This is a genomic window from Halocatena marina (assembly GCF_023276375.1).
In the GTDB taxonomy this organism is placed as follows: domain Archaea; phylum Halobacteriota; class Halobacteria; order Halobacteriales; family Haloarculaceae; genus Halocatena; species Halocatena marina.
Map to the genome: position 1 here is coordinate 3,531,760 of NZ_JALLPK010000001.1, position 26,962 is coordinate 3,558,721.

The 26,962-nt window shown below is 56.0% G+C and carries 26 protein-coding genes; 17 read left to right on the top strand and 9 right to left on the bottom strand.

Features of this window, described 5'->3' with window-relative positions; all coding sequences use genetic code 11:
- The first annotated feature begins 11 nt into the window (after positions 1-11).
- Both MW898_RS16730 and MW898_RS16735 read left to right on the top strand, forming a co-directional pair.
- Positions 12-779 carry a nucleotide-binding protein gene (locus MW898_RS16730; RefSeq protein WP_248908927.1) on the top strand — a complete coding sequence of 256 codons (768 nt, stop codon included), beginning with the start codon at positions 12-14 and terminating at the stop codon, positions 777-779.
- Entirely contained in the window at positions 776-1,327 is a 552-nt protein-coding gene (locus tag MW898_RS16735; protein WP_248908929.1) for a DUF8054 family protein, read from the top strand. The genes MW898_RS16730 and MW898_RS16735 overlap by 4 nt, the downstream gene beginning before the upstream one ends.
- A 45-nt stretch (positions 1,328-1,372) precedes the next feature.
- On the opposite strand, the gene MW898_RS16740 is transcribed toward MW898_RS16735, so the two are convergent.
- Positions 1,373-2,050 carry a helix-turn-helix domain-containing protein gene (locus MW898_RS16740; protein WP_248908932.1) on the bottom strand — a complete coding sequence of 226 codons (678 nt, stop codon included), beginning with the start codon at positions 2,048-2,050 and terminating at the stop codon, positions 1,373-1,375.
- 255 nt (positions 2,051-2,305) lie between these two features.
- Here MW898_RS16740 and MW898_RS16745 point away from each other — a divergent pair, with 255 nt between their 5' ends.
- From MW898_RS16745 to MW898_RS16765, 5 genes are all read left to right on the top strand, one after another.
- A complete protein-coding gene (locus MW898_RS16745; protein WP_264383071.1) occupies positions 2,306-3,736 on the top strand; it encodes an aldehyde dehydrogenase family protein in 1,431 nt (476 codons plus the stop codon).
- 5 nt (positions 3,737-3,741) lie between these two features.
- Positions 3,742-5,520, top strand: a complete 1,779-nt coding sequence (pyk, locus tag MW898_RS16750) for a pyruvate kinase (protein WP_248908935.1) — start codon at positions 3,742-3,744, stop codon at positions 5,518-5,520.
- 161 nt (positions 5,521-5,681) lie between these two features.
- Positions 5,682-6,140 (top strand): PH domain-containing protein, encoded by a 459-nt coding sequence (locus MW898_RS16755; RefSeq protein ID WP_248908938.1) that lies wholly within the window; start codon positions 5,682-5,684, stop codon positions 6,138-6,140.
- Positions 6,137-7,660 carry a PH domain-containing protein gene (locus MW898_RS16760; protein ID WP_248908940.1) on the top strand — a complete coding sequence of 508 codons (1,524 nt, stop codon included), beginning with the start codon at positions 6,137-6,139 and terminating at the stop codon, positions 7,658-7,660. Before MW898_RS16755 ends, MW898_RS16760 begins: the two co-directional genes overlap by 4 nt.
- A 204-nt stretch (positions 7,661-7,864) precedes the next feature.
- Positions 7,865-8,116, top strand: coding sequence for a BolA family protein (locus MW898_RS16765; protein ID WP_248909797.1), 252 nt, complete (start codon positions 7,865-7,867; stop codon positions 8,114-8,116).
- 55 nt (positions 8,117-8,171) lie between these two features.
- Here MW898_RS16765 and MW898_RS16770 read toward each other — a convergent pair whose 3' ends face one another.
- From MW898_RS16770 to MW898_RS16785, 4 genes are all read right to left on the bottom strand, one after another.
- Positions 8,172-9,326: an ABC transporter ATP-binding protein gene (locus MW898_RS16770; RefSeq protein WP_248908942.1), complete on the bottom strand. Its 1,155-nt coding sequence runs from the start codon at positions 9,324-9,326 to the stop codon at positions 8,172-8,174.
- 97 nt (positions 9,327-9,423) lie between these two features.
- Positions 9,424-10,407 carry a carbohydrate ABC transporter permease gene (locus MW898_RS16775; protein WP_373689866.1) on the bottom strand — a complete coding sequence of 328 codons (984 nt, stop codon included), beginning with the start codon at positions 10,405-10,407 and terminating at the stop codon, positions 9,424-9,426.
- Positions 10,404-11,444, bottom strand: coding sequence for a carbohydrate ABC transporter permease (locus tag MW898_RS16780; protein ID WP_248908945.1), 1,041 nt, complete (start codon positions 11,442-11,444; stop codon positions 10,404-10,406). Before MW898_RS16780 ends, MW898_RS16775 begins: the two co-directional genes overlap by 4 nt.
- A gap of 21 nt (positions 11,445-11,465) precedes the next feature.
- Complete coding sequence (locus tag MW898_RS16785; RefSeq protein ID WP_248908947.1) at positions 11,466-12,770, bottom strand: ABC transporter substrate-binding protein; 1,305 nt, start codon at positions 12,768-12,770, stop codon at positions 11,466-11,468.
- 226 nt (positions 12,771-12,996) lie between these two features.
- On the opposite strand from MW898_RS16785, the gene MW898_RS16790 reads away from it, so the two are divergent.
- Positions 12,997-14,067 (top strand): ROK family protein, encoded by a 1,071-nt coding sequence (locus tag MW898_RS16790; RefSeq protein ID WP_248908949.1) that lies wholly within the window; start codon positions 12,997-12,999, stop codon positions 14,065-14,067.
- Between the two features lie 8 nt (positions 14,068-14,075).
- Here the strand turns inward: MW898_RS16790 and MW898_RS16795 are convergent, their stop codons facing one another.
- Positions 14,076-15,107, bottom strand: coding sequence for an enolase-like domain-containing protein (locus tag MW898_RS16795; RefSeq protein ID WP_248908952.1), 1,032 nt, complete (start codon positions 15,105-15,107; stop codon positions 14,076-14,078).
- 116 nt (positions 15,108-15,223) lie between these two features.
- On the opposite strand from MW898_RS16795, the gene MW898_RS16800 reads away from it, so the two are divergent.
- From MW898_RS16800 to MW898_RS16815, 4 genes are all read left to right on the top strand, one after another.
- A complete protein-coding gene (locus tag MW898_RS16800) occupies positions 15,224-15,418 on the top strand; it encodes a hypothetical protein (RefSeq protein WP_248908954.1) in 195 nt (64 codons plus the stop codon).
- A gap of 162 nt (positions 15,419-15,580) precedes the next feature.
- Positions 15,581-16,501 (top strand): dihydrodipicolinate synthase family protein, encoded by a 921-nt coding sequence (locus MW898_RS16805; protein ID WP_248908957.1) that lies wholly within the window; start codon positions 15,581-15,583, stop codon positions 16,499-16,501.
- A gap of 32 nt (positions 16,502-16,533) precedes the next feature.
- Positions 16,534-17,769 carry a mandelate racemase/muconate lactonizing enzyme family protein gene (locus MW898_RS16810; RefSeq protein ID WP_248908959.1) on the top strand — a complete coding sequence of 412 codons (1,236 nt, stop codon included), beginning with the start codon at positions 16,534-16,536 and terminating at the stop codon, positions 17,767-17,769.
- Positions 17,770-17,973: 204 nt separating this feature from the next.
- Positions 17,974-19,323, top strand: coding sequence for an AI-2E family transporter (locus MW898_RS16815; RefSeq protein ID WP_248908962.1), 1,350 nt, complete (start codon positions 17,974-17,976; stop codon positions 19,321-19,323).
- A gap of 82 nt (positions 19,324-19,405) precedes the next feature.
- Here the strand turns inward: MW898_RS16815 and hisA are convergent, their stop codons facing one another.
- Positions 19,406-20,131, bottom strand: coding sequence for a 1-(5-phosphoribosyl)-5-[(5-phosphoribosylamino)methylideneamino]imidazole-4-carboxamide isomerase (gene hisA / locus MW898_RS16820; RefSeq protein WP_248908965.1), 726 nt, complete (start codon positions 20,129-20,131; stop codon positions 19,406-19,408).
- Between the two features lie 210 nt (positions 20,132-20,341).
- Here hisA and fer point away from each other — a divergent pair, with 210 nt between their 5' ends.
- Both fer and MW898_RS16830 read left to right on the top strand, forming a co-directional pair.
- Positions 20,342-20,731 (top strand): ferredoxin Fer, encoded by a 390-nt coding sequence (gene fer / locus MW898_RS16825; RefSeq protein ID WP_248908967.1) that lies wholly within the window; start codon positions 20,342-20,344, stop codon positions 20,729-20,731.
- A 165-nt stretch (positions 20,732-20,896) separates the two neighbouring features.
- Positions 20,897-21,568: an HD domain-containing protein gene (locus MW898_RS16830; protein ID WP_248908969.1), complete on the top strand. Its 672-nt coding sequence runs from the start codon at positions 20,897-20,899 to the stop codon at positions 21,566-21,568.
- A gap of 125 nt (positions 21,569-21,693) precedes the next feature.
- Here the strand turns inward: MW898_RS16830 and prf1 are convergent, their stop codons facing one another.
- On the bottom strand, positions 21,694-22,938 hold the full coding sequence (gene prf1, locus MW898_RS16835; RefSeq protein WP_248908971.1) for a peptide chain release factor aRF-1: 1,245 nt from the start codon (positions 22,936-22,938) through the stop codon (positions 21,694-21,696).
- A gap of 83 nt (positions 22,939-23,021) precedes the next feature.
- Between prf1 and MW898_RS16840 the strand changes: the two genes are divergently transcribed.
- The 3 genes from MW898_RS16840 to MW898_RS16850 all read left to right on the top strand — a co-directional run bounded on the left by MW898_RS16840 (position 23,022) and on the right by MW898_RS16850 (position 25,004).
- Positions 23,022-23,966 (top strand): MinD/ParA family ATP-binding protein, encoded by a 945-nt coding sequence (locus MW898_RS16840; protein WP_248908972.1) that lies wholly within the window; start codon positions 23,022-23,024, stop codon positions 23,964-23,966.
- A gap of 205 nt (positions 23,967-24,171) precedes the next feature.
- Positions 24,172-24,741, top strand: a complete 570-nt coding sequence (locus MW898_RS16845) for a DUF8130 domain-containing protein (RefSeq protein ID WP_248908973.1) — start codon at positions 24,172-24,174, stop codon at positions 24,739-24,741.
- A gap of 101 nt (positions 24,742-24,842) precedes the next feature.
- Positions 24,843-25,004, top strand: a complete 162-nt coding sequence (locus MW898_RS16850) for a hypothetical protein (protein WP_248908975.1) — start codon at positions 24,843-24,845, stop codon at positions 25,002-25,004.
- A 60-nt stretch (positions 25,005-25,064) separates the two neighbouring features.
- Here the strand turns inward: MW898_RS16850 and argS are convergent, their stop codons facing one another.
- A complete protein-coding gene (gene argS, locus MW898_RS16855) occupies positions 25,065-26,828 on the bottom strand; it encodes an arginine--tRNA ligase (RefSeq protein WP_248908978.1) in 1,764 nt (587 codons plus the stop codon).
- Positions 26,829-26,962: the final 134 nt, after the last annotated feature.

The following is a 26,962-nucleotide window of genomic DNA, read 5'->3' on the forward strand; positions in this document are numbered from 1 at the left end:
GATTCACGACAATGGTTGAGGCGTTCGCAGTTGCGAGCGGAAAGGGTGGGACTGGAAAGACGACGAGCACGCTCGCACTCGGAATGGCGCTCACCGAGGAGTACGACGTGACCGTTGTCGACGCAGACACTGGGATGGCGAACCTTCTCTTTCATACGGGACTCGCGGACGCGGATACGACACTGCACGATGTGCTCCGGAACGACGCTCCGGTTTCTGAGGCAACCTACGACCGGTTTGGGATGCGTGTCGTTCCCTGTGGGACGAGTCTCGCGGGATTTCGGGACGCTGATCCGACACGGTTGCGCAACGCTGTCGCCACTCTTGCGAGTGAAACTGACGTCCTCTTGCTCGATTCCGCCGCCGCACTCGGGAGCAAAAGCGCTGTTTTGCCAATCGTGCTTGCAGACCGGGTCGTCATCATTCTCCAGCCGACGATCCCGTCGCTCTCGGATGCGCTGAAAGTACAGGAGTACGCCACATCGTACGGAACGGGCGTTGCGGGCATCTTATTCAACCGGGTGCAAGACGACGATGCTATCGACACCATAGAATCGAAGGCCAAACGGTACTTCGATGGACCGACGATCGGCACTGTTCCCGAGAGCGATTCGGCACGGGCTGCCCGACGAGCGAGCGAACCACTACTAGCTCACGCGCCCGACTCGGTTCCAGCAAGCGCGTATCGTGACGCTGCACAGACGCTCGACGTACAGGCTGGTGACTCCGATGCCGTCGCTGACCGCTTCCGGAGTGCAGTCATTCCGGAAACACCATGACTGATCTCGTTATTCCGCAAGGTCAGCTTCTCCGCTCGCGTATCGTTCCCGACATTCGGACCGTTCTCACCGAGGCGCTCGATCGCAGTCTGACCGGGTACGCGGTCCTCGAACCGCAGGACGCATCCCGATTCAACAGCAATGAGAAAGGAATTCTTACGTTCGAAGTGGGCATCCCGGTTCTTGCCTATCATACTGGCACCGATACGGGTGGAACGAACGCACTTTCAGAGTTCGTCACTGGTGGATCATTCCGATTTGATCTCTATGGGCTCTCGTCAGATCAGTTAGAAACCATCCACGATACACCGGAACTGCGTGTGCCACCGGAAATGCCCGCAAACCATCTCGCTGGTGATCCGGTGCTCGCAGCCCGAACACGACGCGTGGCTGCCCAGCCGAAACAGCGTTCATCACGGTCCGAGGAGCTGAACGCTGTGGAGTCGTTCCTCGAAGACACCGAGCGAATCGAGGCACTCCGCGAACAAGCGCGCGCCGAGGCAAAACGCCATGCGCACGACTGGGGGCTACATGATCAACTCGAATGACGAAGCCGTCGACTCTCGACCAATGCTCCCGATCGAAATGAAAAACTACGGTTCTAATCGGATTCTGAACTGCGAGCGTGAACCAATGAGGAGCGTCTCCTTGATCAGAACTTCGTGACCACGCCGAAGGCGTTCTGAGAGTGCTTGGTGAGAAATGCCAATCTCGTTGGCAAGATCTCCGAGGTCTGCTTTTCGTGGGACGTCGAAGTAGCCCTCTTCGCATGCGACCGTCAACGCATCGAACTGTTCGTCAGTGAGACCGTATCGTCCTGCTGTCTCACTCGATAGTTCGCGGACACGCTCGACTTCGAAGGAGAGTTCGTACTGATCACAGAACTCACTCGTCTCAGAGAGCTCATCACGGTACGGATACATGATCCGAAGCGTCCAGTACTCATTATCACCAGAGACGTCCAGCACGGTTGCACTCGTGTTCGTGAGAATCTGGAGCACAAGTCGAACCTGATCAATCCACTCCATCCGATAGAGAAATTCGTGATCGAATGCAGCGAGGCATTCGAATCGATCGACGCTCTGATCTCGTTCGAGTCCGCTTTCTAGCGTTTCACGCTCGGTCCCGCGTGCCCAAATGAGTGGCATGACGGTCTGTCCGCCGTTCTCGACGATTCGCTCGCATTCGAAGACAGCTCCGGGCGCTGCACTCAGCGTCTCGCTGAGTGCGAATTCCGCTACAGGGATGGTTGCCCGTACGATAGTCGCCATTGATGACAGTTAAACGGAAGGTGTACTAAACCTTTCTCAATGAATTTTGAGGATTCATCTAATAAATAGTATCAAGATATTAATTTCCCTGCTAGCATCAGGTGCTCTTTTACTCGTACTGTTATTTTTGCTATATCGGAGGTATAGGCGATCTGTCGGCCGATTCGTCGATAAAATCAGTGTTGGTAATGGAAAATAGAGCTATTTAGTACAATGTGAGTAAATCTTTTGTAGATGGGAATGAGAGTATACAACATGGACCCACAGTCAGTACTGTACGACCAGCACCTCTACGTCGATGGGACGTGGCAGGCCACGGAGGAGCACATCGATGTTCCAGACCGCGCAGACGGCGGGACGTTTGCACGGATCGCCGCTGCGGACGGTGATAACGCTCGGACGGCCTTGAGTGCAGCCGACCGGGCAAAGCGGCCGATGCGCGAGACGACAGTTCCCGAGCGTGCCACGTGGTGTGAGGAGATTGCCGATGGGTTACGAGAACGCCACGACGAACTCGCTCGCGTTATCGTCCGCGAAGCCGGAAAACCGATCGCAAGCGCTCGGGGTGAGGTCGAGAGTGCCGCCGAGCGTTTCGACCGGGCAGCCGAAGAAATACGGCATCTGAAAGGGGAGTTCCGCGAGGGAACGACCGACGGCCACGAAGGATGGCGGGCAATCGTCCGTCACGAGCCAGTCGGGACGGTGCTGTGTATCACGCCGTACAACTATCCACTCGGTACGACTGCTTTGCAGGTGGCACCGGCGCTTGCGGCCGGAAACAGCGTCGTGCTCACTCCATCGAGCAAAACACCAATCAGTGCTGCAATTCTCGCAGAGGTCATCTGCGACGTGGACCTTCCAACCGGTGCGTTCAATTTCCTCCCCGGACACGGGAGTGAGATCGGCGATATCTTGGCTGGCGATAAACGCATCAACACGGTTGCAATGACCGGTTCCTCCCCGGCAGGCGAACACGTTGCCAGCGTGAGTGGTATGGTCACGCTCCATATGGAACTCGGTGGAAACGCTCCTGCCATCGTTTTCCCGGATGCCGATCTCAATAGCGCTGCAACAGCGTGCGCGAAAGGGTCGTTGAAGTACGCTGGTCAGCGCTGCTCGGCGGTCAGTCGTGTCCTCGCTCACGAGACCGTTCACGATGAGTTGGTCGAACGAATCGACACCAAAATGGACACGTGGGTCGACGGGGATCTCTTCGACGAAGAGACGGATTTCGGACCGCTCATCACTGAAGCACAAGCGAAGTGGGTCGACGAACTCGTCACTGACGCGATCGACCGTGGTGCACAACTCGTCCGTGGCGGCGAGCGAGACGGCCGATACTACGAACCGACGCTCCTCGCGGATGTTCCCCACGACGCTCGTATTATCCACGAAGAGCAGTTTGGGCCGGTTGCCGCAGTCACAACTATTACAGATGAAGAGGATGCGCTCGCGCTCGCCAACGAGAGCGATCTCGGATTGGATGCATGCGTCTTCACCAGTGATTACGATCGCGCGCTGTCGGTCGCCGATCGGATAGAGGCGGGTGCAGTCCGTATCAACGGTGCGCCGAGCCACGGACTCGGTGACATCCCCTTTGGCGGCATTAAGGAGTCGGGGATCGGTCGAGAGGGCATTGATGCATCGATTCATTCAATGCTCCGCGAAAAGAGTGTTATTCTGTGAAACGGATGCGCGCCACTACGCTCGTCTGCACGCTTGGACCCGCCTCGAACACGCAGGCGGATATTCGGAACCTCGCTGACGCTGGAATGGCGATTGCGCGCGTTAACACGAGCCACGGCACGCCCGAGGAGCAGGCAGCACTCATACGACGAGTTCGGGCCGTCGAGGAGACACTCGACCGACCGCTCGCTGTGTTGGTGGATCTGCAGGGCCCGGAGGTACGAACCGCTCCGCTTGATGAACCAATCACGCTCACAGAAGATTCGACGGTTCGATTCAGTGCGGGCGAGACAGCCACACCCGACGCGGTCGGGATTTCGACAGCGATCACCGACGCTGCCCCTGGTGATGAGATTTTCCTCGACGATGGACGCATCGAAGCCGTCGTCGAACACGTTGAATCCGCTGCGGACGGAGACCAAACCAAAGACAAGACAGTCGCAGCGAAAGTTACGAGCGGCGGCGTTCTTGGCGGTCGCAAGAGCGTGGTCGCGCCGGAACTCAGATTCGACGTGAACGTAGTCACCGAGACCGACCACACTGCGATCGACATCGCGGTCGAGCACGATGCGGATTTCATCGCTGCGAGCTTCGTCCGCAATGCAGACGATGTGATGGCCGTTGCAGAAGAAATCGAGACACGGGGAGCAGACATCCCGATCATCGCAAAGATAGAGCGCACAGAGGCCGTCGAGAGCATCGATGCGATTATCGACGTCTCAGCGGGTGTGATGGTCGCTCGCGGCGATCTCGGTGTCGAATGTCCAATCGAGGAAGTGCCGATGATCCAAAAACGCATTGCTCGCCGGTGTCAGGCCGAGGGCGTCCCCGTGATCATCGCCACAGAGATGCTCGATTCAATGGTGACGGCATCTCGACCGACGCGAGCAGAGGCGTCCGACGTAGCGAACGCCGTCCTCGATGGGGCCGACGCGGTCATGCTCTCGGGTGAGACGGCCGTCGGCGATCATCCTGTGAGAGTCGTCGAGACGATGGGTCAGATCGTGTGCACGACTGAGGAAAGTGAGGAGGCTGCCGACCGCCGCGAACAACGAATTCCGGCGGCTAACGGGGCAAGCACGGATGCGCTTGCACGCTCAGCGCGGTATCTTGCGCGAGACGCCAGCGCGAGTGCCATCGTCGTTGCGAGTGAGTCCGGATACACGGCCCGGAAAGTGGCGAAATATCGTCCTGAGGTCCCCATCGTGGCGGCTGCCCCAGATGAACGCGTCCGTCGTCAACTCGTTCTCTCGCACGGTATTCTCCCACGTGCAACGACCTACACGGCAAACGGTGCACAAGCCGTCATCGAAGGTGCGGTTGACGCCGCACTCGATACCTCTGTCGTAGAGAGTGGTGATACGGTCGTCGTGCTCTCCGGTATGATGACTGGTCTGCCCGGAACGGATACGACGAACCTCCTCAAACTCCACGTCGCGAGCGAAGTGCTCGCCACCGGTCAGTGCGTCGTCGATGGCACCGTCGTCGGACCGGTGGTCCACACGATGGATGGCGATCTGAGCGATATTCAGGACGGTGCGATCATTGCGACATCCGGAGACTTCGACACTGAATTCACTGGCAACCTCTCGAACATCGGTGGTATCATCGCCGAACAACGGGGAATGACTGGCTATCCCGCGATTGTCGCCCGCGAACTGGGTGTTCCAATGGTGAGTGGTGCATCGATCGATGATCTCCCGGTCGGGACGACGGTCACACTCGACGGTGAACGAGGCGTCGTCTACAGCGGCGATGTCAAACAGTCCAACGACCGGGAGTAGTGCTCGCTTGGACTGTCCTCTTTTGACTACGTCGAATTAATCTGACAGCAGCCTCTCATCGTTAGCAGAGTGAGCGGACGACACGTCTCGCACACAGAGCTCATATTTACAGACAATCACGAGGCACCAGCGTTATGATGTCTGTTTGATTAGTATACGGTATGGAATCCCTCCATCCGGACGTTCGCATCGTCTGGGGCGTTGGTGCGATCCTCAGCGCGCTTTTTGTTGGCAGCGTCGTCGCTGTCGTTGACTGGTATCTCTTAGACGTGGGAATCTGGCTCGCCGTTGTGGTGGGCGTCTCTGTCGCCGCTTTTTCTGTCCTGTTCGTCTTTCTGCGCTATCGAGTGTGGCGATTCGAGATACAAGCAGACTCACTCTATCTCAAACGCGGTGTTGTCACCCGCATCGAGACTGCTGTTCCGTACGTCCGCGTTCAGCACGTCGATACGCAGCGTGGACCGGTGGAGCGATTCGTCGGGTTAGCAAGCGTCGTCGTGTACACCGCTGGCTCGCGTGGTGCGGACGTGACCATCCCGGGGCTTCGCACAGAACGTGCAGACGAGATTCAAGACCAACTCCGGAAGCTCGCAATCGAGAGCGAGGAAGACGCGGTATGAAACTGCATCCATTGAGCGCGGTCTGGAACGCATTCCGACGTGGTATTGGAGGGGCGCTGTTCCCTTTTTTCCTCTTGATGATCGGACAGTCGTTTGATTTCGTCTCATTCTCGCTGCTCTTTGTCCTCCTTCCCGTTGGATTCATCCTCGGTGCCGGATACGGAATCGCGTACTACCTCCAGTTCGAATACGAACTCACGGAGGATACGTTCGATGTCACGTCTGGAGTACTCAACCGCCAGCACCGAGAGATTCCATTTCGAAGGATTCAGAACATTGATGTCACGCAGTCATTCATCCAGCGCCTCCTCGGATTCGCTGTTGTTCGACTGGAAACAGCGGGTGGTGGCGAGACCGAAGCGGAGCTAAATTTCATCGACCGGGCAGAAGCGGCCCGTCTGCAGTCGACTATTCGAGACCGAAAGCGTGCGGTAACTAAGCCCACCGACAGCGCCGACCGCCCGCTGGAGGAATCAAGCTTGGAGTCGGACGACGCTGGCAGTGTCTCTACGATTCTGTTCGAACTTCGCCTTACTGAGCTGGCTTTCCTCGCAATCGCATTCCTTCGGCCGGGAGCGCTGTTGATCGTGCCGCTCGGGCTTCCGTTCGGGGAAGATCTCGCCATTTCTCTTTTGCTGACGCTTTCGCGGCCGTTTGGTGGACCGGCGGAACTTTCTCCAACAACACTCACGCCCGATGCGATCGTCGTTCTCTTCCTTGTTGGCCTGCCGCTTGCAATCCTCGGTGCGTGGATCGCAAGCGCGCTGTTCACGTTCATCGAATACTTTGGCTTCGAACTGCGTCGCATCGACAACGATCTCGTCTACGAGCGCGGATTGCTGCGCCGCTATAGCGGAACAATACCCGTAGAAAAGATTCAGACGCTCACGATCTCCGAGCCAGTCCTCGCTCGTCCACTTGGTTACGCTGGGCTCACAGTAGAGACGGCAGGATACGCGCCCGGTCAATCCCAATCCGGGGAAACTGAGTCTGCGATCCCGCTCACTCACCGAGAACACATGCTCAAACTCGCACGCGCTATCGAACCGTTCGAAGAGCTGACGTTCACCCGATCGCCGAAACTGGCACGGCGCCGTTACACAGTCCGCTATCTTCTTCTGATTGCTGCACTCGTCGGCCTCGGATATCTTGGCTTTCGCTTTGTTGGATTCTCGTACTGGTATGCACCGGCGGTGCTCCTCCCGCTTGCCCCCATCGCAGCTCATTACAAGTGGAAACACCGCGGTTACTGTGTTGGCGAGAACCACATCGTGCTCCGAGACGGGTTCTGGCGGCGAACGACGAGGGTCGTTCCCTACTACCGACTCCAAACAGTGTTGACCCGAAGCAACATCTTCCAGCGACGACTCGGTCTCGCAACCGTGACGGCAGACACCGCTAGCTCGGCCACACTGCTCGGTGGAGGAGCAACGGCCTACGACATCGACAGCAGCGATGCACAACGGCTTCACACGCTCCTCCGTGAACGACTCCAACAGAGACTGCTGGCACGCAGCTGATCGCTGTGCTCTAATACAGGAGTGTTCCCCGCTCGCTATTACGACGGTACACAGCACAGATCTACGATTGAGCTCGGGCTGGTGCCGATCGATGTGTCTCTTCGAGAGCTTCGATGTGGATTCACAGAGCTCTCCGGTTCAGTGATTCCGGTGAACCCTGTGGTGATGGAAGAACCTATTCCGTGGCGGCTCTTCGGGGGACGTGTGACTCCGGAAGACGTCAAACGTCTCATCGAGGAGGAAATCGAAGACGCCGAGGCGACGGTCACCCATCCGCGCGGTGAGCACGACGACGATCACCTTGCTGCGGTCGTGGTCTCGCCAGCTTTCGAGGGCGAGTCGCTCGTACAACAACACCAACTCGTGTACGACGCCCTCGGAGAGCACATGACGCGAGACATCCACGCGCTCGAACTGAAGACCTACACGCCCGATGAGTACGAAGATAAGAACTAGTCTATCGAATCGCTACGAATCGCCGCGACAATAGCAACAGCAATCAGAGAACGAGCTACAACTGTGGCTCGGTCACTTCGGATGCTTCCAACCGACGGTTTCGCACTGCCCGACCAGTCTCCTGGTCGAACAGGTGGATACTGGATTCGGGAATGCGCGCAACGATCGATTGATCGTTGTCGATCGTTCGCAATCCGTGAACACTCGCCACGAATGGTTCTCTCTCTGTGAAATCAGCGAAGGTAAGATAGATGCTGTTTTCGTCGCCTCTTGGTTCGACGACATCGACGACTGCCTCGAAATCGTGTGCGGTTTCGGGCGCATCGACGAGATCGATGTCTTCAGGACGGATCCCGAGCGTAAGCTTCGTCGTATCAGTCTCACTCGATTCCAGTTCAGCAATCGTCTCCTCAGAGAGGGGATACTCGAACTGATCGTTCACAAGGGTCGAATCCTGTCGTTCTACTTCGAAGAAATTCATCGACGGTTCACCGATGAAATCAGCAACAAAGCGGTTCGCGGGCTCGTGATAACATTCGAGGGGTGTTCCAACCTGCTGAAGATGCCCATCGTCGAGGATAGCGATTCGATCGCCCATCGTCATCGCTTCTGTCTGATCGTGTGTCACATAGACCGTCGTGACACCGAGGTCGTCTTGGAGACGTTGGAGCTCTGTGCGCATCTGAGAGCGCAGCTTTGCATCGAGATTCGAAAGCGGCTCGTCGAGTAAAAAGACAGACGGATCGCGGACGATGGCTCGTCCGAGCGCAATCCGTTGCTGTTGTCCGCCGGACAGCTCCGAAGGTTTTCGATCCAGCAGCTCTCCGATTCCCATTGTTGCCGCGGCTTCCTCGACGCGCTCTTTGATCTCTGCGTCGGCCAGATCTGTCGACTCCTCTAACCCGAAGCTCATGTTCTCCTGAGCTGTCATGTGAGGGTATAGCGCGTACGACTGGAACACCATTGCAATGTCCCGGTCTTTCGGTTGCTCGGTGTTGATTACGCGTCCATCGAGAACAATCTCGCCCTCGGTGATCGTTTCTAACCCAGCGATCATCCGGAGCGTCGTCGACTTTCCACATCCCGATGGCCCAACGAGTACCAAAAACTCCCCGTCGTCGATGTCGATCGAAGTGTCATCGACAGCGACGATACTACCATCACCGTCACCGAATCGTTTCGTAACGCCATCGAGTGTCAGTTCAGCCATCTATCTGTCCTCCACTGTGTGAATGTTTGAATTCAGTCATGTTCTTCGATCATGTCGTGTTAATATGCTATGATATGTTGAATTAGGTGTTTCTCTGTCACGATCTCCCGGCGATTCCTCGGGCGAACTGGTCTCCGAACAGGATGAACACGAGTAACGTTGGCAGCGCGGTGATGAACGCACCAGCCATTCGTAGTCCATAGTCAGTCCCAGAGAGTGTTTCCCCAAGACCGACCAGTGAGAGCGTCACCGGTGCCGCTTGCGAACTTGCCCCCGGAACGAGGATCAGTGGGAACAGCAGGTCGTTCCAAATCTGGGTGAACTGGAAGATGAACGTCACAGCGAACATCGGCCCCGACAACGGCAGGACGATTCGACGGTAGATCGTTGCGACGCTTGCGCCGTCGAGCTTGGCCGCCTCGATCATCTCTCCGGAAAGGCCCATGTAGTATCCTCGAAACAGCACTGTACAGATCGGAATTCCGTACGCCGTGTCCGTGATTATCAGTTCGAGGAGCGTCGCGTGATGTTGCGCCAAGATCGGAAATAGTTCTTGTAGCGGAACGTACACGGTCCAGAACTTCGAGAGAGGTACCAACACCGCCTGATACGGGATGAAGACGGCAGCGACGAACAACAGAAGTACCGGCAGTTGGCCGCGCCAGCTCACCTGTGTCAATCCGTAGGCCGCAAGACTCCCCAATGTCGCCGACAGAATCGTCCCAGGGATAGCGAGCAGCAGGCTGTTGACCAGTCCGTTCGAAAGCGCATCGAACGCCGCAACCCAGTTCTGGAGCGTGAATCCACCCGGCCCCGGTGGCAGATACGGCGCGGTTCGTGTGACTGCTTCGGTCGTTTTGAACGAGGTAACGAGCCCCGCCTCGATTGGAATGAGGAAGAATCCGACCAACAATGCGAGCACCGCGTAGAGCGTGATGCGCCAGTATCCGATCGAACCACGAAGATCTTGCATAGTCGATTCTCCCGGTTCGCTCTCTGTTACGCCAGCCGTTTGCGGCGATTCGCTTACGGTCGATTCCGATCGTTCGCTTTCGTTGCTATCGTGTTCGCTGTCGGTCATAACTCACCTCGTCGATACTGTGAATACAAGTACGGGCCGATCACGCCCAATGCCATCACGAAAAGAAGGATCGAAATTGCCGACCCGTAGGCCAAATTATTATTGCTGAATGCTTCTCTGACCATGAGCGTAGCGAGAATATCGGATCCTTTCTTCGGTTGATACTGGCCGAACAATGCATACAGGAAATCGAACGTTTTCAGCGCGACGATCATCAACACCACGAGCGCGCTGATCATCGACCCACGGAGTTGTGGGATGATGACTCGCCAGTACATTCGAACGGTGCTCGCACCGTCGATCCGCGCAGCTTCGAAGTGTTCGTCCGGAATCGTCTGCAGTCCTGCGAGAAAGACCACCATCGCATAGCCACTGAACTGCCAGACGAGCGCGAAGATCACCGCTCCGAGGACGAATTGCGGATTCCCGATCCAATCCGGCGGGCTGATGCCGCCCGAACGGAAGACCATGTTCACGATTCCGTTGTTGTAATCGTACATCCACAGCCAGAGTTGAGCAGTCACCACGAACGAGAGGCTGAACGGTAGCAGGTATATCGTCCGAAAGCCGTCTTCGAAGCGGATCTGGCGGTCAATGAGGATTGCAAGCGCCAATCCGACGGCAACACTCGTGAGTGTGAACGCAACCAGCAACGCCACAGTGTTCTGAGCGGCACTGAGGAACTCTGGACTGCTAAACGCACGCGTGTACTGCTCGAAATCGAGCGTCGAGTAGTCTGGAAGCGCGTAGCCACTGAGATCGGTGAGTGAAATGAGGAGATTCCAACCGATGGCACCGTATACGAAAAACCCCATCAGCAGGAACGGCGGAAGCCAAAACGGCAGCGACTGAACGAACTCGCTGTCGAACGACGAGCCAAATCCGCCAGAGGACTGCGTTTCCTGTGGATCAGTATCTGAATCTGAACCGGGACTCGGTTCTGCATCTGCTGGAACGGTCGTTCCGCCGTCTGTTCGTGTTTCGTTTTCGCTACTGGTGAACAGTCGTCGTTTCACGTTCTGTATTGATAATTTCATTACGTAGGGAGTGCAGTGCGGCTAGCCTTGCTTTGAAACCGCATCGAGCATTCCCTGAGTGGCTGTTTTGATGTTCCCCGAGCCGAGGAATTCATCGTTGATGACCGTCTCTAAGTCACTCAGCACGTTCGAGGTGACGGCGAGTCCGTGAGCGATCGTCGGTGGCTTTTGTTTGGCATTCGTGTAGTCCTCGATCGTTTTCGTGAGGTACGGGCCAAACTCCTTCGTTGGCACGTCAGTGCGCGGTGGGATCGATCCCTTGAACTTGTTAAAGCGCACCTGTGCGTCTTTCGTCCCGACGTATTCGAGGAACTTCTTGGCCGCATCTGGAGCCGGTCCGTCGGCCGGGAAGGGGAACGAGTCGAAATGCAGCGTATAGATGCCTTCGGTACCGGGGAAGCTGACTGCTCCCCAGTCTTTGTCGTACTCGAAGTTCTCCTGATTGCGGTACGCACCAGCGACCCAGTTCCCTTGATGGATGAACGCCGCCTCACCGTTCATAATTTTCTGGTTCGCGGTCGTGAAGTCAGCGGTCGAGGCATTCTTGTTGAAATGATTGGAGTACTGCTTGACCGTCTCGAACGCCGACCGAACGTCTTTGGCTTTGCCCTTCCCGTCGATGAAGTTCATGTACGCGTCGTATCCCGACTGGCCGAGCAGAACGACGGCCCACAGTTGGAGGGTCGTCCACGGTGCTTTCTGGCCCTGTGCCATGCCGACCGCGTCCGTCTTGTTCTCGACTTGCTTCATCGCGTTCAGCAGGTCTGCGGGCTTCGAGAGTGATGTGGGATCGACGCCAGCCTTCTCTAACACCTTGACGTTGTAGAAGAGGTCGTTGAGACGGTGTGAGCCGATCGGCACCGCCGCATAAGAGCCCTCCCCAACGGTCGATCCTTTGAGCCGTGAGAGCCGTTTTGCCTCCTTCGAATAGGCTGACTCCATCCCATTCTTCTTCCAAACGTCCCCAATATCACCGAGAAGATCGGATTCGGAAAACTGAACGAGATTCGCACCCGGCCAGTCGGCCCACGAACTCGGCAAGTTCCGATTCTGGGCGCGCTTGGAGATGGTGGTGTCAAGGTTGGTGTTCCCACCACCACCAATAGCGTTGAAGTTAGCGTCAACGTCTGGATACTGCTTCTTGAACCCGTCAATGAGGTTGTTGACTGCGTCCTGCCCGTCTCCACCTGTCCATCCGTGAAGCACTTCTGCTTTCTCGCTGGACCCGTTCCCACCCATGCCGAGACAACCTGAGAGGCTAACGACACTGGCAGTTCCGACTCCCTTCAATACACTTCTTCGAGTAATTCGAGTGTTACGTGCCATGATATACCACTTTACCAACGGATACTGTAATGTATCTTTGTGAGGTAATACTTAATCCTTTCTTCTAATTAACTATAGTCCGAGTTAATGTTTTACAATAACTATGGGTGGAAAAACGCACTGAAATCGTATTACTAGGTAATCAGCATTTCGTTCGATGCGTCACAGGGACTCACATTCGAGTAAATCTATGCAATTAAGTGACGCCAGTTCGCCTAATAGACCAATGGACTACTACGCGGGCGTCGATCTAGGGGCGACAAATATCAGGGCTGCGGTGGCAGGCGCAGATGCAAAGGTCATCGGCAGCGCGACCTGTGCGACCCCTCGTGGTCCGACCGGAATCGCAGTCACAGAGGCCGTTCTGTCAGCGGTGCGCGACTCCTGTGACGATGCAGGGATCGAACCGCAGTCGATTCAGGTTGCGGGAATTGGGTCTATTGGCCCACTTGATCTCGCGGAGGGTGTGATCGAAGGTCCCGCAAACCTTCCCGATACCATCGATCGCATCCCATTGACCGGTCCGCTCAAATCACTCATCGGTGGTAGTGAGGTGGTCCTCCACAACGACGCGGACGCGGGATTAGTTGGCGAGCGATTTTACGGCGAGTACTCGCCCGACGACATGATCTACGTGACCATTTCCAGTGGTATCGGTGCTGGTGTGGCTGTCGACGGCAGTCTCCTCTCGGGTTGGGACGGGAATGCTGGCGAGATTGGGCATATGATTGTCGATCCAAGCGGGACGATGACCTGTGGCTGTGGCCGTGACGGCCACTGGGAGGCGTACTGTTCAGGGAACAATATTCCGAAATACGCACAACAGCTCCACAAACAAGATCCAGTCGAGACCGATCTCCCGCTCCCTGCGGATTCCAGTCGTGACTCTGATGCACAGTCACCAGACGCATTCTCTTCTTCTAGTAGTGCTACTGACGCTGATGCTGATTCAAATCCTCCGTTTGATGCACCAGTAGTGTTCGAACACGCCGGGAGCGATGACTTTGCTGACTACGTCATTGAGCGCATCGCCCAGTGGAACGCGGTTGGCATGGCTAACCTCGCCCACGCGTACGCTCCCATTGTGATCAACGTCGGTGGGGCAGTCGCGCTCAACAATCCGGAGCTCATCATCGATCCGATCAACGAACTGCTTCCCGAACTCGTCCTCACGAACGTTCCCGATGTACAGCTGACAACCCTTTCGGGCGATGTTGTTGTCCACGGTGCGCTCGCGAGTGCGCTGTTGGCTGACGGTCACAGTCGACCCGATAATCCGTCAAAGTTCAGAAAATAAGATCTATGTTACCACTGGAATCCGTTCGGATCGTTCGGTGGGTCGAGCGGACTCCGTTCGAGATTCTCGGGTAAGTCTGGATTGTTGTAGTCCTTCGGAGCGACGTCGTTGGGTCCATACGGATAGAACAGCGACGCAATCGCGTGAATATGCTCTCGACCAACATCGAGTTCAAACTGACCCCCACCGTACAGTGTGACGTCTCGTTCGAGGCAGTAATCGATGCTGTCGAGCAGCGACTCGACAGAGCCGAATCGTGACGGCTTGATGTTCAGCACGGACGGCTCGAACGGTAGCTGTTTGATGTCATCGATGCCGTGGATCGGTGCGTCCCACGAGAGATGCTCTTCGTGGCCGTCGAACAGGGGTTGTGTTTCGTCGGTGAGTGCTGGATCTTCGATAATCGCGTCCGGAAACTGCTCGACGATCGTCTGATACAGATCGAAATCGACGGGCTGATCGACGCTCGTGCCCTCGTATTGGCTCTTCAGATCGAGGATGCGTACCCGTCCAGTTTCGGCGAGTCGTTCGATGAGCTCTGCGGTCCAGTCGGAGGTCGGATCGAGTTTGAACTCCACGTCTGGGTTGCGTTCGAGGAGTGTTTCGATCCGATCGAACGTCGGGGGATCACCGAGCCGAGTGCTGGCGACGAACCGAACCGGCTCGTACTCACGCTCTAACACTGCTGCGAGGTTCGTCCCCGCTTGTTTCAGTGCGAGATCGAGGGCGGCACTCTCGAAGCCCCACCGACGGTACGCTCGGTTCGACCAACCTTCACCGAATCCCGGCTCACCGACCATTTCAGAGAACTCACGATGGGTGAACTCCCCAGTTTGCGGGAACGTCGGATTCTCGAAGAATGCGTGCTGGTCATCACCCTCGTACGTGACATCCTCGCCGTATCCGATTTCTCCTTTTCCACGCAACACGATGACCGTCGACGTTCGCGTGAAATCACTCGACGTCTCACGCTCTTTGAGTTCGAGATCGTACTCCTCGATCGTCACTGGCAGATCCGCTAAACGACTGTATGATCCCATAGTATGATTGTATCTGGGATCAACAAAAATTGTTTCATTCTAATTATTATGATGTATGTATGGCACCCCAAGAATAAATCGAAAGAGGCTAACAAAGAGCGATCTCACAGCCATCGATGAGATCTGATTCGGTCCCCGATTCGTGGAGTGATCCCGACTACGTCACCACCGTCGTTGGTGTGCTCGCCGCCGGTGCGATCTGTCTCTACAGCACGACAACTGACAGCCTATCAACTGAGACGACGCTGTTCGTCCTGCTCGCCGTGTTCCTCCCGATGACGCTCGCCGGTAAAATTGCTCGGCGCTGGTGAAGGAAGTCGGAACTCAGCAATTTGTGTCGCCGGTTGACTCACCCTCCGTCCACGGCCAGATCAGATGACATTCTCTGCATCTGAAAACATTTATTCCATTCTGAATTAACTCATCCAGTGTTAGAAGGGGGGTTTACGTGCCTCCTGAAGAAAGAGCATACAATGACAGAATACGCACCAGCGCCAGGAGCTGACGACCCACTTGATCTCCATGGCGTCGTCCCACCGACGATAACAGCGTTCAACGAAGATGAATCGATCGACGCGGCGACGACTGCAGCACACGCTCGGTTCGTCGTTGATCGTGGCGCACACGGCGTTTTCCCGCTCGGAACAAACGGCGAGTTCGCCCTACTGACTCCCGATGAGCGCACACAAGTGATCGAGGCGGTCGCCACAGAGATCAACGGCGAAGTGCCAGTTATCGCGGGAGTGGGCGCGCCGGGTACTCGTGAAACCATCGAGAACGCCGAGCAGGCCGCTGCTGCCGGAGCGGACGGTCTCGTCGTCGTCACCCCCTACTATTTCCCGATCGATCGGACAGGCGCAGTTGAGCACTACCAACAGATTGTCAACAATATCTCACTTCCGGTGTACGTCTATCACATCCCGAGCCGGACCGGCAACTCCCTCGCACGCGAAACGATGTCCGAAATTGCTGCTCTCGATGGGATCGCTGGTGTCAAAGACTCGAGCAAAGACATTCCGTGGCTCGGACAAGTCATCGCTGCTTCCCCTGATGTGAGCTTCTTTGCCGGATCGGATTCGCTGCTCGTCCCCGGTCTCGACCTCGGTTGTACCGGTCTTGTCAGCGCCATTGCGAACGCGTTTCCCGAAATCGTCGTTGAACTATACGAGGCGTACGACGAAGGAGACAGAGAACGCGCACAGTCACTCCAGCAGACGCTCTATGCAGTCCGGCGCGCATTCAAGCAAGGGTCGTATCTTGCCGGTGTGAAAAGCGCACTCTCGTTGCGTGGATTCGAGGCTGGAGAGCTCCGTCGCCCGCTCCGGCGGATGAACGAATCCGATGAAGCCGCCCTCGCAGACGAGCTCGAACGGCTTGGTGTCTTGAAACGCTAAGTATTTACTACGACGTGAGTAAATGTAAAACCATGGCACGGGACTACTCCACACTCCACGATCCAAACGCGGAGTATACGATGCGGGATCTTTCAGCAGAGACGATGGGCGTTACGCGCGAGCGAGGTGGACCGCGAGACGCTGTGATAACCGACGTTCAGACTGCAATGGTCGATGGGAACTTCCCGTGGACCCTCGTGCGTGTGTACACAGACGCTGGGATTGTCGGTACTGGTGAGGCGTACTGGGGTGCTGGTGTTCCAGAACTCATCGCTCGAATGAAGCCGTTTCTCATCGGGGAGAATCCGCTCGATATCGACCGACTGTTCGAGCACCTCATCCAGAAGATGTCCGGTGAGGGATCGGTTGCGGGTGTGACTGTTACCGCAATCGCTGGTATCGAAATCGCATTGCACGACCTCGCGGGAAAGATACTCGATGTGCCCGCATACCAACTCCTCGGCGGGAAATACCGCGATGAGGTTCGTGTCTACTGTGATTGTCATGCTGGCGACGAGTCAGAGCCGGAGTCCTGTGCTCGGGAAGCCGAACGCGTGGTCAACGAACTTGGGTACGACGCGTTGAAGTTCGATTTGGACGTGCCAAGCGGCCACGAGAAAGACCGCGCGAACCGCCATCTCCGTAAGGCCGAAATTGAGCACAAGGCCGATATCATCCGTACTGTCACCGAACGCGTCGGTGAGCAGGCCGATGTCGCGTTCGACTGCCACTGGTCGTTCTCTCCTGGGAGCGCAAAGCAACTTGCTCGCGCTGTTGAGGATTGTGGGATCTGGTGGCTCGAAGATCCCGTTCCACCAGAAAACATCGACGTGCAGCGAGAAGTCACACACAGCACGACGACGCCCATCACCGCCGGTGAAAACGTCTACCGAAAGCACGGTCAGCGCCGTCTCATCGACGAACAGGCGGTCGATATTCTCGCGCCTGATCTTCCCAAAGTGGGTGGAATGCGCGAGACGCGGAAGATCGCCGATTTGGCTGATACGTACTACATCCCTGTCGCAATGCACAACGTCTCCTCACCCATCGCAACGATGGCCAGCGCACACGTCGGAGCGGCTATCCCGAATGCGCTCGCTGTCGAGTACCACTCATATGAACTCCCATGGTGGTCTGATATGGTCGAAGAACCCGTAATCGAAGACGGGTATATCGAAATCCCCGAGCAACCTGGACTCGGTCTGACTCTCGATCTCGATGTCGTCAGTGATCACCTTGTCGCTGGGGAAACGTTGTTCGACGAATAAACATCGGTCAAGCGATGTAATCTCAGTGAATCATCCCTCATCACTGACTGTTAAGATGTGTTGATAATTGAACTGTGGAGTTATTCCTGTGTTCACATTACCACATGTGCGTAGTATGGATCGTTCTCTTATTGATCATAGTATCTGAAACTAGTTGTCGGAACTCACAGAAAAGGTATGTATGATTCTGATCCAATAGGACATATGGATCGCATTCCGCTCTTCGGGGGGCGTTCGCGAATCGCGTGGTGGCTCATCACCGTCCTATTGGGCGCGATTCTCGCCTACGTTATCCTCTCGTATCTCGGAGCGTTCGTGCTTGGCGTATTCATCTACTACGCAACTCGTCCGATCTACGAGCAATTTGCCTGTCGGATTCAGCCACCAAGTGTTGGTGTTATGGTTGCGTTATTGACGATCTCACTTCCAGTCCTCCTTCTGGTAGCGTATACCATTTCCATTGCTGTTGGACAACTCGGTTTTGTGACCGATCCCGGTTTCAGTACGTACCGCCCTCTGTTGGACCCGTATTTTGATTTGACTGGAATTCACTCGTTTCAGGAATTCATTAGCTCCATCGCGAACGATCCGCAGCAGCTCGAAGGTTTGGTTTCTGAACAAACAGTCCAGCGTTTTCTTGAATCGGCTGGCACGTATCTCGGTGTAGTTGCTTCTGGCTTACTTCAGGCGTTCATTGCTCTCGCTGTCGCGTTCTATCTCCTCCGAGATGATCACAAACTAGCCGGCTGGGCGCGGACAGCGCTCGCACGAGACGACGAAACGCTGATCGCCTATGGATACGCTGTTGATCAGGATCTGAAAACGGTGTTCTTTGGAAACATTTTGAACGCCTTTGTGGTTGCAGTCACGTCCTTAACGATGTATCATGCACTCAACCTGTGGGCCCCTCAGAGTGTTTCGATCCCCGCACCGACGCTGCTCGGACTGTTGACCGGTGCGGCAAGTCTCATACCTGTCGTCGGAATGAAGGTTGTTTACGTCCCTGTAACGGTGTATCTCGGTGCGGTCGCGGGTCTGAACAACCCGAGTCTATTGCTGTTTCCGCTCGCGTTTCTAATTGTCTCCGCTGTCGTCATCGATGGACTGACCGAGTTGATCCTTCGGCCGTACATTTCAGGTCGAAATCTCCACGTCGGTCTCGTGCTGTTCGCTTACATCCTCGGGCCGCTCATCTTCGGCTGGTACGGCCTCTTCCTCGGACCACTCCTCCTCGTGTTGACCATCCACCTTGCTCGGATCGTGCTCCCAGAACTCATCCACGGGGAACCACTCAACCCAGACGCCATCGGAGCCGATCCGATCCCAGACGCCGACGGACCACCACCGGCGAAATCCGATGACACAGACACCGATTCTGATTCTGATTCCAACTCAGGCTCCAACACCAATATTGACACCGGGACAGGCACTGCTCCCGCTGAGAGTGAGGATACTTCCGAATCAGACGCTGTGACTGACACGACGGGGGATCGCTCGACCTCGCACTCGGCTGCTGATGAATCGACGCCCGATTCGTCTTCGGATGGAGCGTGATGAGGAGTAAGTTCTCTTTTGCGGCGGCGCTCGACAGTGCAACGGTTAGCTATCGAGTGTCGAATGCGTCGAACGCGTGCGTTCACTCACGGACAGCGTTCATCGCATTTTCGAGCGTAAAGGCTCCTTCGTAGAGCGCTGTACCGACAACAACAGCTGCGACGCCTGCTTTTTTGAGTGCGCGAACGTCATCGATTGAGGCGACACCGCCGCTGGCGACGACAGGAATATCGACGCTGTCGACGATCTGTTCGACGGGACCGGCACGGATTCCTTCGAGTCGTCCCTCGACATCCACGTCGGTAAAAAGGATTGCTCCCGCACCCAGCGCTTCAAAGCGTGCGGCTGCTGTCGCGGGATCGAGTCCCGTGCCTTCGGTCCAGCCCGAGACGACGACTTCGCCTGCTTTCGCATCGAGACTCACCATCACCGTCTCTGGGTGTTCATTGCTAATCGTGGCGACAATGTCGGGGTTTTCGACCGCTGCTGTTCCGAGGATCACGCGGTCGATCCCACGGTCGAGCAGTTCGATCGCGTCCTCAGCGGTGCGAATCCCGCCACCGAGCTGGACATCGACGCCGACACTCGAAACGATCGACTCGATCGCGTCCGCATTCTGTCGGTTCCCCTCGAACGCCCCGTCGAGATCGACGAGATGGAGTGTGGATGCACCTGCGTCGACCCAGCGCTCGGCTGCTACAGTTGGATCACCGTACGTGCGCTCGGTGCCGCGCTCGCCACCAACGAGTTGGACGACCTGTCCGTCCTGTACGTCAACTGCGGGAATAACTTCGAACTCCGAGAACATACCTCTCTGTCAGTGGGCCACAGGTTAAACGGGTCGATCGTGATGGGCGTGTTTAATCCATCAGTACGTGACAGATCACGATTGAGTAATCCCCACGTCTGCGTGGTCCCTCATTGCGCTGGCCATACACTTTCTTCATATTTGTCCGTTAGCTATGCTGACGCTGCTCAACAGCAAGGCCTAACATTGTGGCCGTCAAATCGCCGGATGATGCCCACTGTCGAATACCTAAACTATGAAGTGCTCGATGACCACGGCTGGGCGATGGACGACGACGATCTCTTCGGTAAAGCCGCGGATGAGGATTTCAACGAAGAGGACTACGGTACCATCGAGGTAAACCCAGGCGAGTACATCCTTGAGGCCGCTGAGGCACAGGGATACGATTGGCCGTTTTCGTGCCGAGCAGGCGCGTGTGCGAACTGCGCTGCCATCCTCAAAGAGGGTGAGATCGAGATGGACATGCAGCAGATCCTCTCCGATGAGGAAGTCGAAGACCGCAACGTCCGCCTGACCTGCATCGGGTCGCCGGGCGATGACGACGTCAAGATCGTCTACAACGCAAAACACCTCGATTACCTCCAGAATCGAGTCATATAAACGACACTGTCGAACAAGCACTTTGCGCAACGCGATTTTCCTGCTTTGGTCAGACGCATCGACCGTCGTTTCTGTTTCCTCCTCGTGATCTCGCTGACGGTGACCGTGTTTGTGTTGACCGAAGAGTGATATTCTATCACCGACATCTGATTTTTAAACAATATCATGCCGAATCAATCGTCGATTCTGACTGATGATGTTGCAGAGATCGTGACCGATCTACAGCTCTTTCAGACGATTGCGGACGAAATGGAACGATGGCTCGGCAGCGATTCGTCAGGGCACGACATGGCTCACGCGTGGCGTGTCTTTGATGTTGGCGTACGACTGGCTGATATCGAGAACGCCAACTGTGACGTGGTCGGTGCTGCTGCGTTGACCCACGACGTCCATCGTTCACTAGGTGCGGATGATGAGTACGTTCATCCCGAAGACACCCTTTCTGAAGTGCGTGCTATCTTAGCGACGACAGAATTTCCTGCAGAGCACATTGCGGATGTGCTTCACTGTGTCGAGGTTCACGACGAGTACGATTTCCGAGGGATTGAGCGTCCTGCTGAAACGATTGAGGCGGAAATCCTCCGTGATGCTGACAACCTCGACGCCATCGGTGCAGTCGGTATTGCACGAAACTTCGCGTTTACGGGCGTCGTCGGGAACCCGCTGTGGGCTCCCGATGGGCAGGAGTATTCCGGGCTCGGACACTTTCACGATAAGCTGTATCACCTCAAAGATGAGATGAGCACGAACACTGCCCGGTCGGTCGCCGAGAAACGCCACGAATTCTTGGAACTGTTCGAAGAACAGTTCAAAAAAGAATGGGGCGAAGAGCTATAGAATGGAGTGAAGAGCTGTGACTCGCGGCGAAGTGTACGACCAATTCATCGTACAGCGAATAGGTCAGTGAGTTATTGTACGGGTACTGTGTGTCCCACAGTTTGAAAATACGACAGACACCGTGTTTAGATTCCCGTGGAGTAACGAAGGATTCCACCAACGCCCCCGAACGCGTTCATCAGTTGTTCGCCTTCCTCGAAGTCCGTAGAGATGAACTTCGTTTCGGTTCCTCGTTGCTCTGCGATGGAGATCAGGTGCTCGATGATGTCCTCACGCTCCCCGTCTTCGGAGGAGACGACCGCATCGCACTCCGAACAGTCGTGATCAGGTGTGTTCTTGCGCTGGTCGATGATCTCACGCTCTTCGTGTTCGTTCGGACAGATGTAGGTCACCACGTCCTCGCGGAGATCTTCACTCACCAGTAGACGGTCGACGGCACCCATCACGAGATTCTGACGGGTCGGCTCGAAGCCGTAGGTGGCGAGATCTCCCTGATGGAGTTCCTTGAAGAACTCGTTCATTTGGGATTTGTCCTTCATTACCTCCGTTTCTGCGAGTGCCTCGCCTGCCGCATCGACGAGGTCGGACAGACCTGACTCGTCGGTGTAGGAGACATCGAACTTCCCGAGAACTAAGTCCTGAAGCTCGTGGTGGAGATATTCACCATCGAGGAACTCGTCTTTGGTAGGCGATGGACCTCCGACGAGTACGCCGTCCATATCGTGGCGATCGGGAACGAACAGGTCGTTTGCCATCTCTGCGACCTCTTGATAGAAGTTGTCGATGGCCTCTAGACGGAGTCGGTGGAATCGTTGGGCTGACTGTCCACCTTTTCGCTGCTTGCCCGGCACGAGTGAAGAGGCGCTTTTGACGGGTTCGACTCGCTTTCCTTTCAGCCATCCGACGTTCGCCTCGCGCCGGTCGAGAACGATGAGCCCGTAGAGTCCTTTCTCACCCAACATCTCTGCAAGCGGTTCGGTGAGGAACGCAGAATCACAGTGGTAGATGAACGACTGGATCGGTTCGGGTGGTTTCTCAAGCACTCGTGTGACCATGTCGGTCTGGCCACCGCCGGTGTTAATCGCGCCCGAGAAGAGCACCATCCCGTTTTCCGGTGGGTTATCGTAGTAGCGCAGCCTGTCTTTGATGCTTGTGAGAGCGTCCTGAACGGCTGTTCTGGTCTGTTTCGATTTGATGTTCGACGCTTCGCTGTGCTCTTGGGTGACGTGAGCGACGATGTCGCTAATCTGACGGTCTGGGGGAACATAGATCGAGACGAGCTGCGTTCCCGAGCCCGTATATTCGGTTAGTTCCTCGATTACTTTCTTGAATTCATATTTTCGACGGTCCGACTGGTCGTCTTCATTCATTGATGGGAGTAGATGGATGAGCCGTAAGTACCCTTTGCACCGAGGGAAGGGTTTAGTGTCTCTCACGTTGAGATAGGATACATATGAGTGGGTGGGCCTACGCCATTGCAGGTGGAAAAGGAGGTGTCGGGAAGACGACCACCGTTGCTAACCTCGCAACCGCGCTCTCGGCCGCCGGATATGAGGTAGTTGGTGTTGATGTCGATCTCGGCATGGCAAATCTCGGACCGGTCGTTGGCGTCGAACCTGATGACGCCGAAACAATTCATGATGTGCTCTCTGGTGAGACCGGTATCAGTGCAGCAACGTACGAAACCGATCGCGGATTCTCGGTTATTCCTGGGACCCAAGGTCTCGATAAGTATGCAGAAGCTGATCCATCACGGTTGAAATACGCTGTCGGACCGCTGAAAGAGGAGTACGACGTTGTCTTGCTTGATACGAGTGCTGGTCTCTCTCACGAGGTGATGGTACCGCTTGGTCTCGCTGATAAGACCGTGCTCGTCACCACACCGGACGTCGTGGCGATTAGGGATGCGGCAAAAACCGGCGAACTCACGACTCGTGTTGGCGGAACTGTCGAGGGCGTCATGGTCAACCGGGCGCGTGAAGATGAGGAAACACAGCAACTCATTGACGAACTCGGAGATGAGGTCCTCGCTTCGATCCCGGAAGATTCCGCGATCACCATGAAACACGTCGTTGCACGCACCGGCAGCCCGGCAGCGAAGGCGTTTTCTGATCTCGCAGCGACCATCGTTGGCGTCGATGAGCTCCAAGAGACCGAAAGCGAGTACGCTTCAGCCACTGCCTCAAGCGAAAGTAGCGAGGGCGGTGAAGACGTCGATGACGCTGTCATTGAAGCTGAAGACGCTGATGAGGATACGACTGACGCAGCAGGAAGCGGTCCAGTAACGACAGCCGCTTACGACGAAGCGCGAGCTGGCAGTGATTCGTTCTTCACAGAGGAGCGAGAAGAAGAAAAGCGAGCCAGTGCGCTCGGTCGGCTTCGACGCATCTTCGACTGATCTTCAGATAATCAAAATACACTACTATGGTTAACGAGAGTAGTCGGGTTCCACTGTGGTGGGTTGTGTTGTTCCTCCTCCTAGCACTCGGTGTTGGGGCAGCAGTCGTACTCTCCCTCAGTGGTGGGACGCTCTGAGTGCTTATTCTGCGACTAAGTGCTCGCGGTCACAGAAGATATTTATCTGATTAGTTACCATTGTGGGTATGCGTCGTCGCGTTCTTCTCGTTTCTCTCGGGAGTCTGGTGACTGGCTGTCTTGCCTCGTCCGCTGACCGAGAGTACCACATCGCTGATCTTTCGGTGACGTCGACTCCCGGCCGTTCCTCGGCAATCGCGTTCACGGCGTCTGTGAGTAACCAGCGAGTGTCTCCAGACAGTCGAGGCGCACTCTCACTCTCGCTCACGAACAATAGTCGAGAGACACAGGAAGTGGTTGCTGGAACGGTTCCACCGTTCGGCGTAGTGACTGCCACACGCGTGGATGATAGCGGTCAGTTCCTGCTCTGGCGCAACTACGAGGATGAAGGATGCGTCAATATCACTGACGGTGCCGTCTGTAGTATCGGTAGTATCACCGAACTTTCCCCCGGTGAGCGGCTCTCTCGGCGGTACGAGATCCTCCCTCCAACAACTGAAATTCATCCCAAGAAAACGGTTCCCCCCGGAGCCGGTCGCTACCGCATCTCTGATACGCTCTCTTACAGTACGGGAGCCGGCTCGCAAAGAACAGAACTCTCCTTTGACGTCGAGTTCACGCTGAAAGCGGTTGCGTGAGTACACCATTTTTTACGTATGAGTGACAAAGAACTGCCATGACTATCCGTGAAAAATTATTCTCGTTCAGTTGGGATGCCTGGAATCATCCGTGGAGAGCAATGGCCTTGACACCAGTGTTTAGTTTTGTTGGTGTAACGATTGGCTACTTGGGAGGTGTCCACCTCGTTGACTCATCACTGTGGGTGAAGGTCGCACCGACACTTTTCACGATCGGGACGTTGTATGTTGGCTACGCTCTTCTGGCAGTGATTGATGAGTGACTTGTCTTCATGAAACTGTTCACCGTCGCAATCGGAGTTCTCGTGTCGATGACTCGTTTTTCACATCGACGTCGGTGCAGCGATTCCGAGGACTGAGAGCGCGTTCGCGATCGTGTGACGCGACGCCTCGACGAGCGCCACTCGTTCGTCTCGAACGCTCTCTTCGGCCGTGAGCACCGGGCATTCGCGGTAGAAGACGTTGAACGTCTCGGCGAACGTCCGTGTGTAGGTCGCCACACGATGCGGTTCGAGTTCGTTGGCTGCTCGTTCGATGACAGCAGGGAATCGTGCAATGACGCGCAGTAGGTCGCGCTCTTCCGGAGTCGTGAGCACAGATCCATCGAGGACAACACTGTCTGTGCCTTCTTCTGTGTTTGCGCGCGCTTCATCGAGAATGCCACACGTCCGCGCGTGAACGTACTGGACGTAGGGTGCCGATTGCGCTTCGAAGTCCAACGCACGATCCCACTCGAACGTAATCGCTTTCGTGGGCTGTTTCGAGACGATATCGTAGCGGACAGCACCAATTCCGACCTGCCGGGCGATGCGATCGATATCGTCGTCGTCCAACTCGTCGTCGCGGATCCGGGTGTCGAGTCGCTGTTCGACCTCCTCACGAGCGCGAGCAATTGCCTCATCGAGCAGATCATCGAGATCGATTCCAGTTCCCTGTCGGGTGCTCATTTTCCCGTCCGGGAGGTTCACATAGGAGTAGAGCACTTGCTCCAGCTGGTCGGTCTCGTTTCCGAGAAGCGAGAGCGTCGTTCGGAGCTGGGCGGCCTGTAGTTCGTGGTCTTCGCCGAGCACCGTCACCGATCGATCGAAGTTCTCGAACTTCCATTCGTGGTGAGCGAGATCGCGCGTCGGGTAGAGACTGGTTCCATCGGAGCGGAGAAAGACGAGATTCTTATCAATGCCGTGTGCATCGAGTTCGAGCTGCCATGCCTCATTCTCGTAGACCGCCCCATCGAGCTCCTGCAGCCGATCGATTACATCGTCAGTCGACCCATCGCGCATGAACTTCGTTTCGTGGACGAACGCATCGAACATCACTGGGAGCCGAGCGAGACACTCGCGCATCCCGCCGAGCACTTGCTCGACGACTGTCTGAACCCGTTCGTAGGTCTTCTCATCATTCGCCTCGAGACCTTGCATGATCGCTTCGATTTCAGCTTCGGCTTCCGAGACGTCGGATTCGTCTGCCGTCTCCAAGAATTCGTTTCCTTTTCGATAGTAGCGTACGAGCTCGTAGTCCGCACGATCCTGAGCTGGCTCGGGAAGATCGCTCTCATCGAACGTTTCGTAAGCCCACGTGAACACGGCCATCTGCCGACCAGCGTCGTTGACGTAGTAGTGACGTTCGACATCAGACCCTGCAAAATCGAGCACGTTTGCGAGTGCATCACCGATGATTGGATTACGAGCGCGACCGACGTGAACAGGTCCCGTCGGATTGGCACTCGTGTGCTCGACAACGACATTCGTTCCGGTCCGATCGAGACGCCCGTAGGACTCGTTCTGTGCTGCAGTCAGGGTTCCATCGAAGTAGCTCTCGCTCGGCAGGAAGTTGATGTACGGTCCTGCTGTCTCGACGTGACCGACGTATTCGGAGTCAGTTGTGTCGATCTCTGCGGCGATCTCTGCGGCGACCTTGGGCGGTGCCGCGCCAGCCTCGCTTGCCAGCCGGAAGGCGACGCTCGTCGCGAGCACCGCCGCAACATCGTCTGGTGGTTCCTCGATAGCAAGATCGTCGACTTCGTACCCAACCGCCGAAAGTGCATCAGCGAGGACCGCTTCCACCTCCTCGCGGAACGATAGGAACATACACGCGCTATTCCGCCAGTGCGGATAGGGATACTGAATCTAATTAGTGATCGGTCTGTACCACCTACTACATACTAGTGGTTCACTTACTGCCTCATCACACCACATTGGTTCGCTTTGTACGGTTCGGAAAT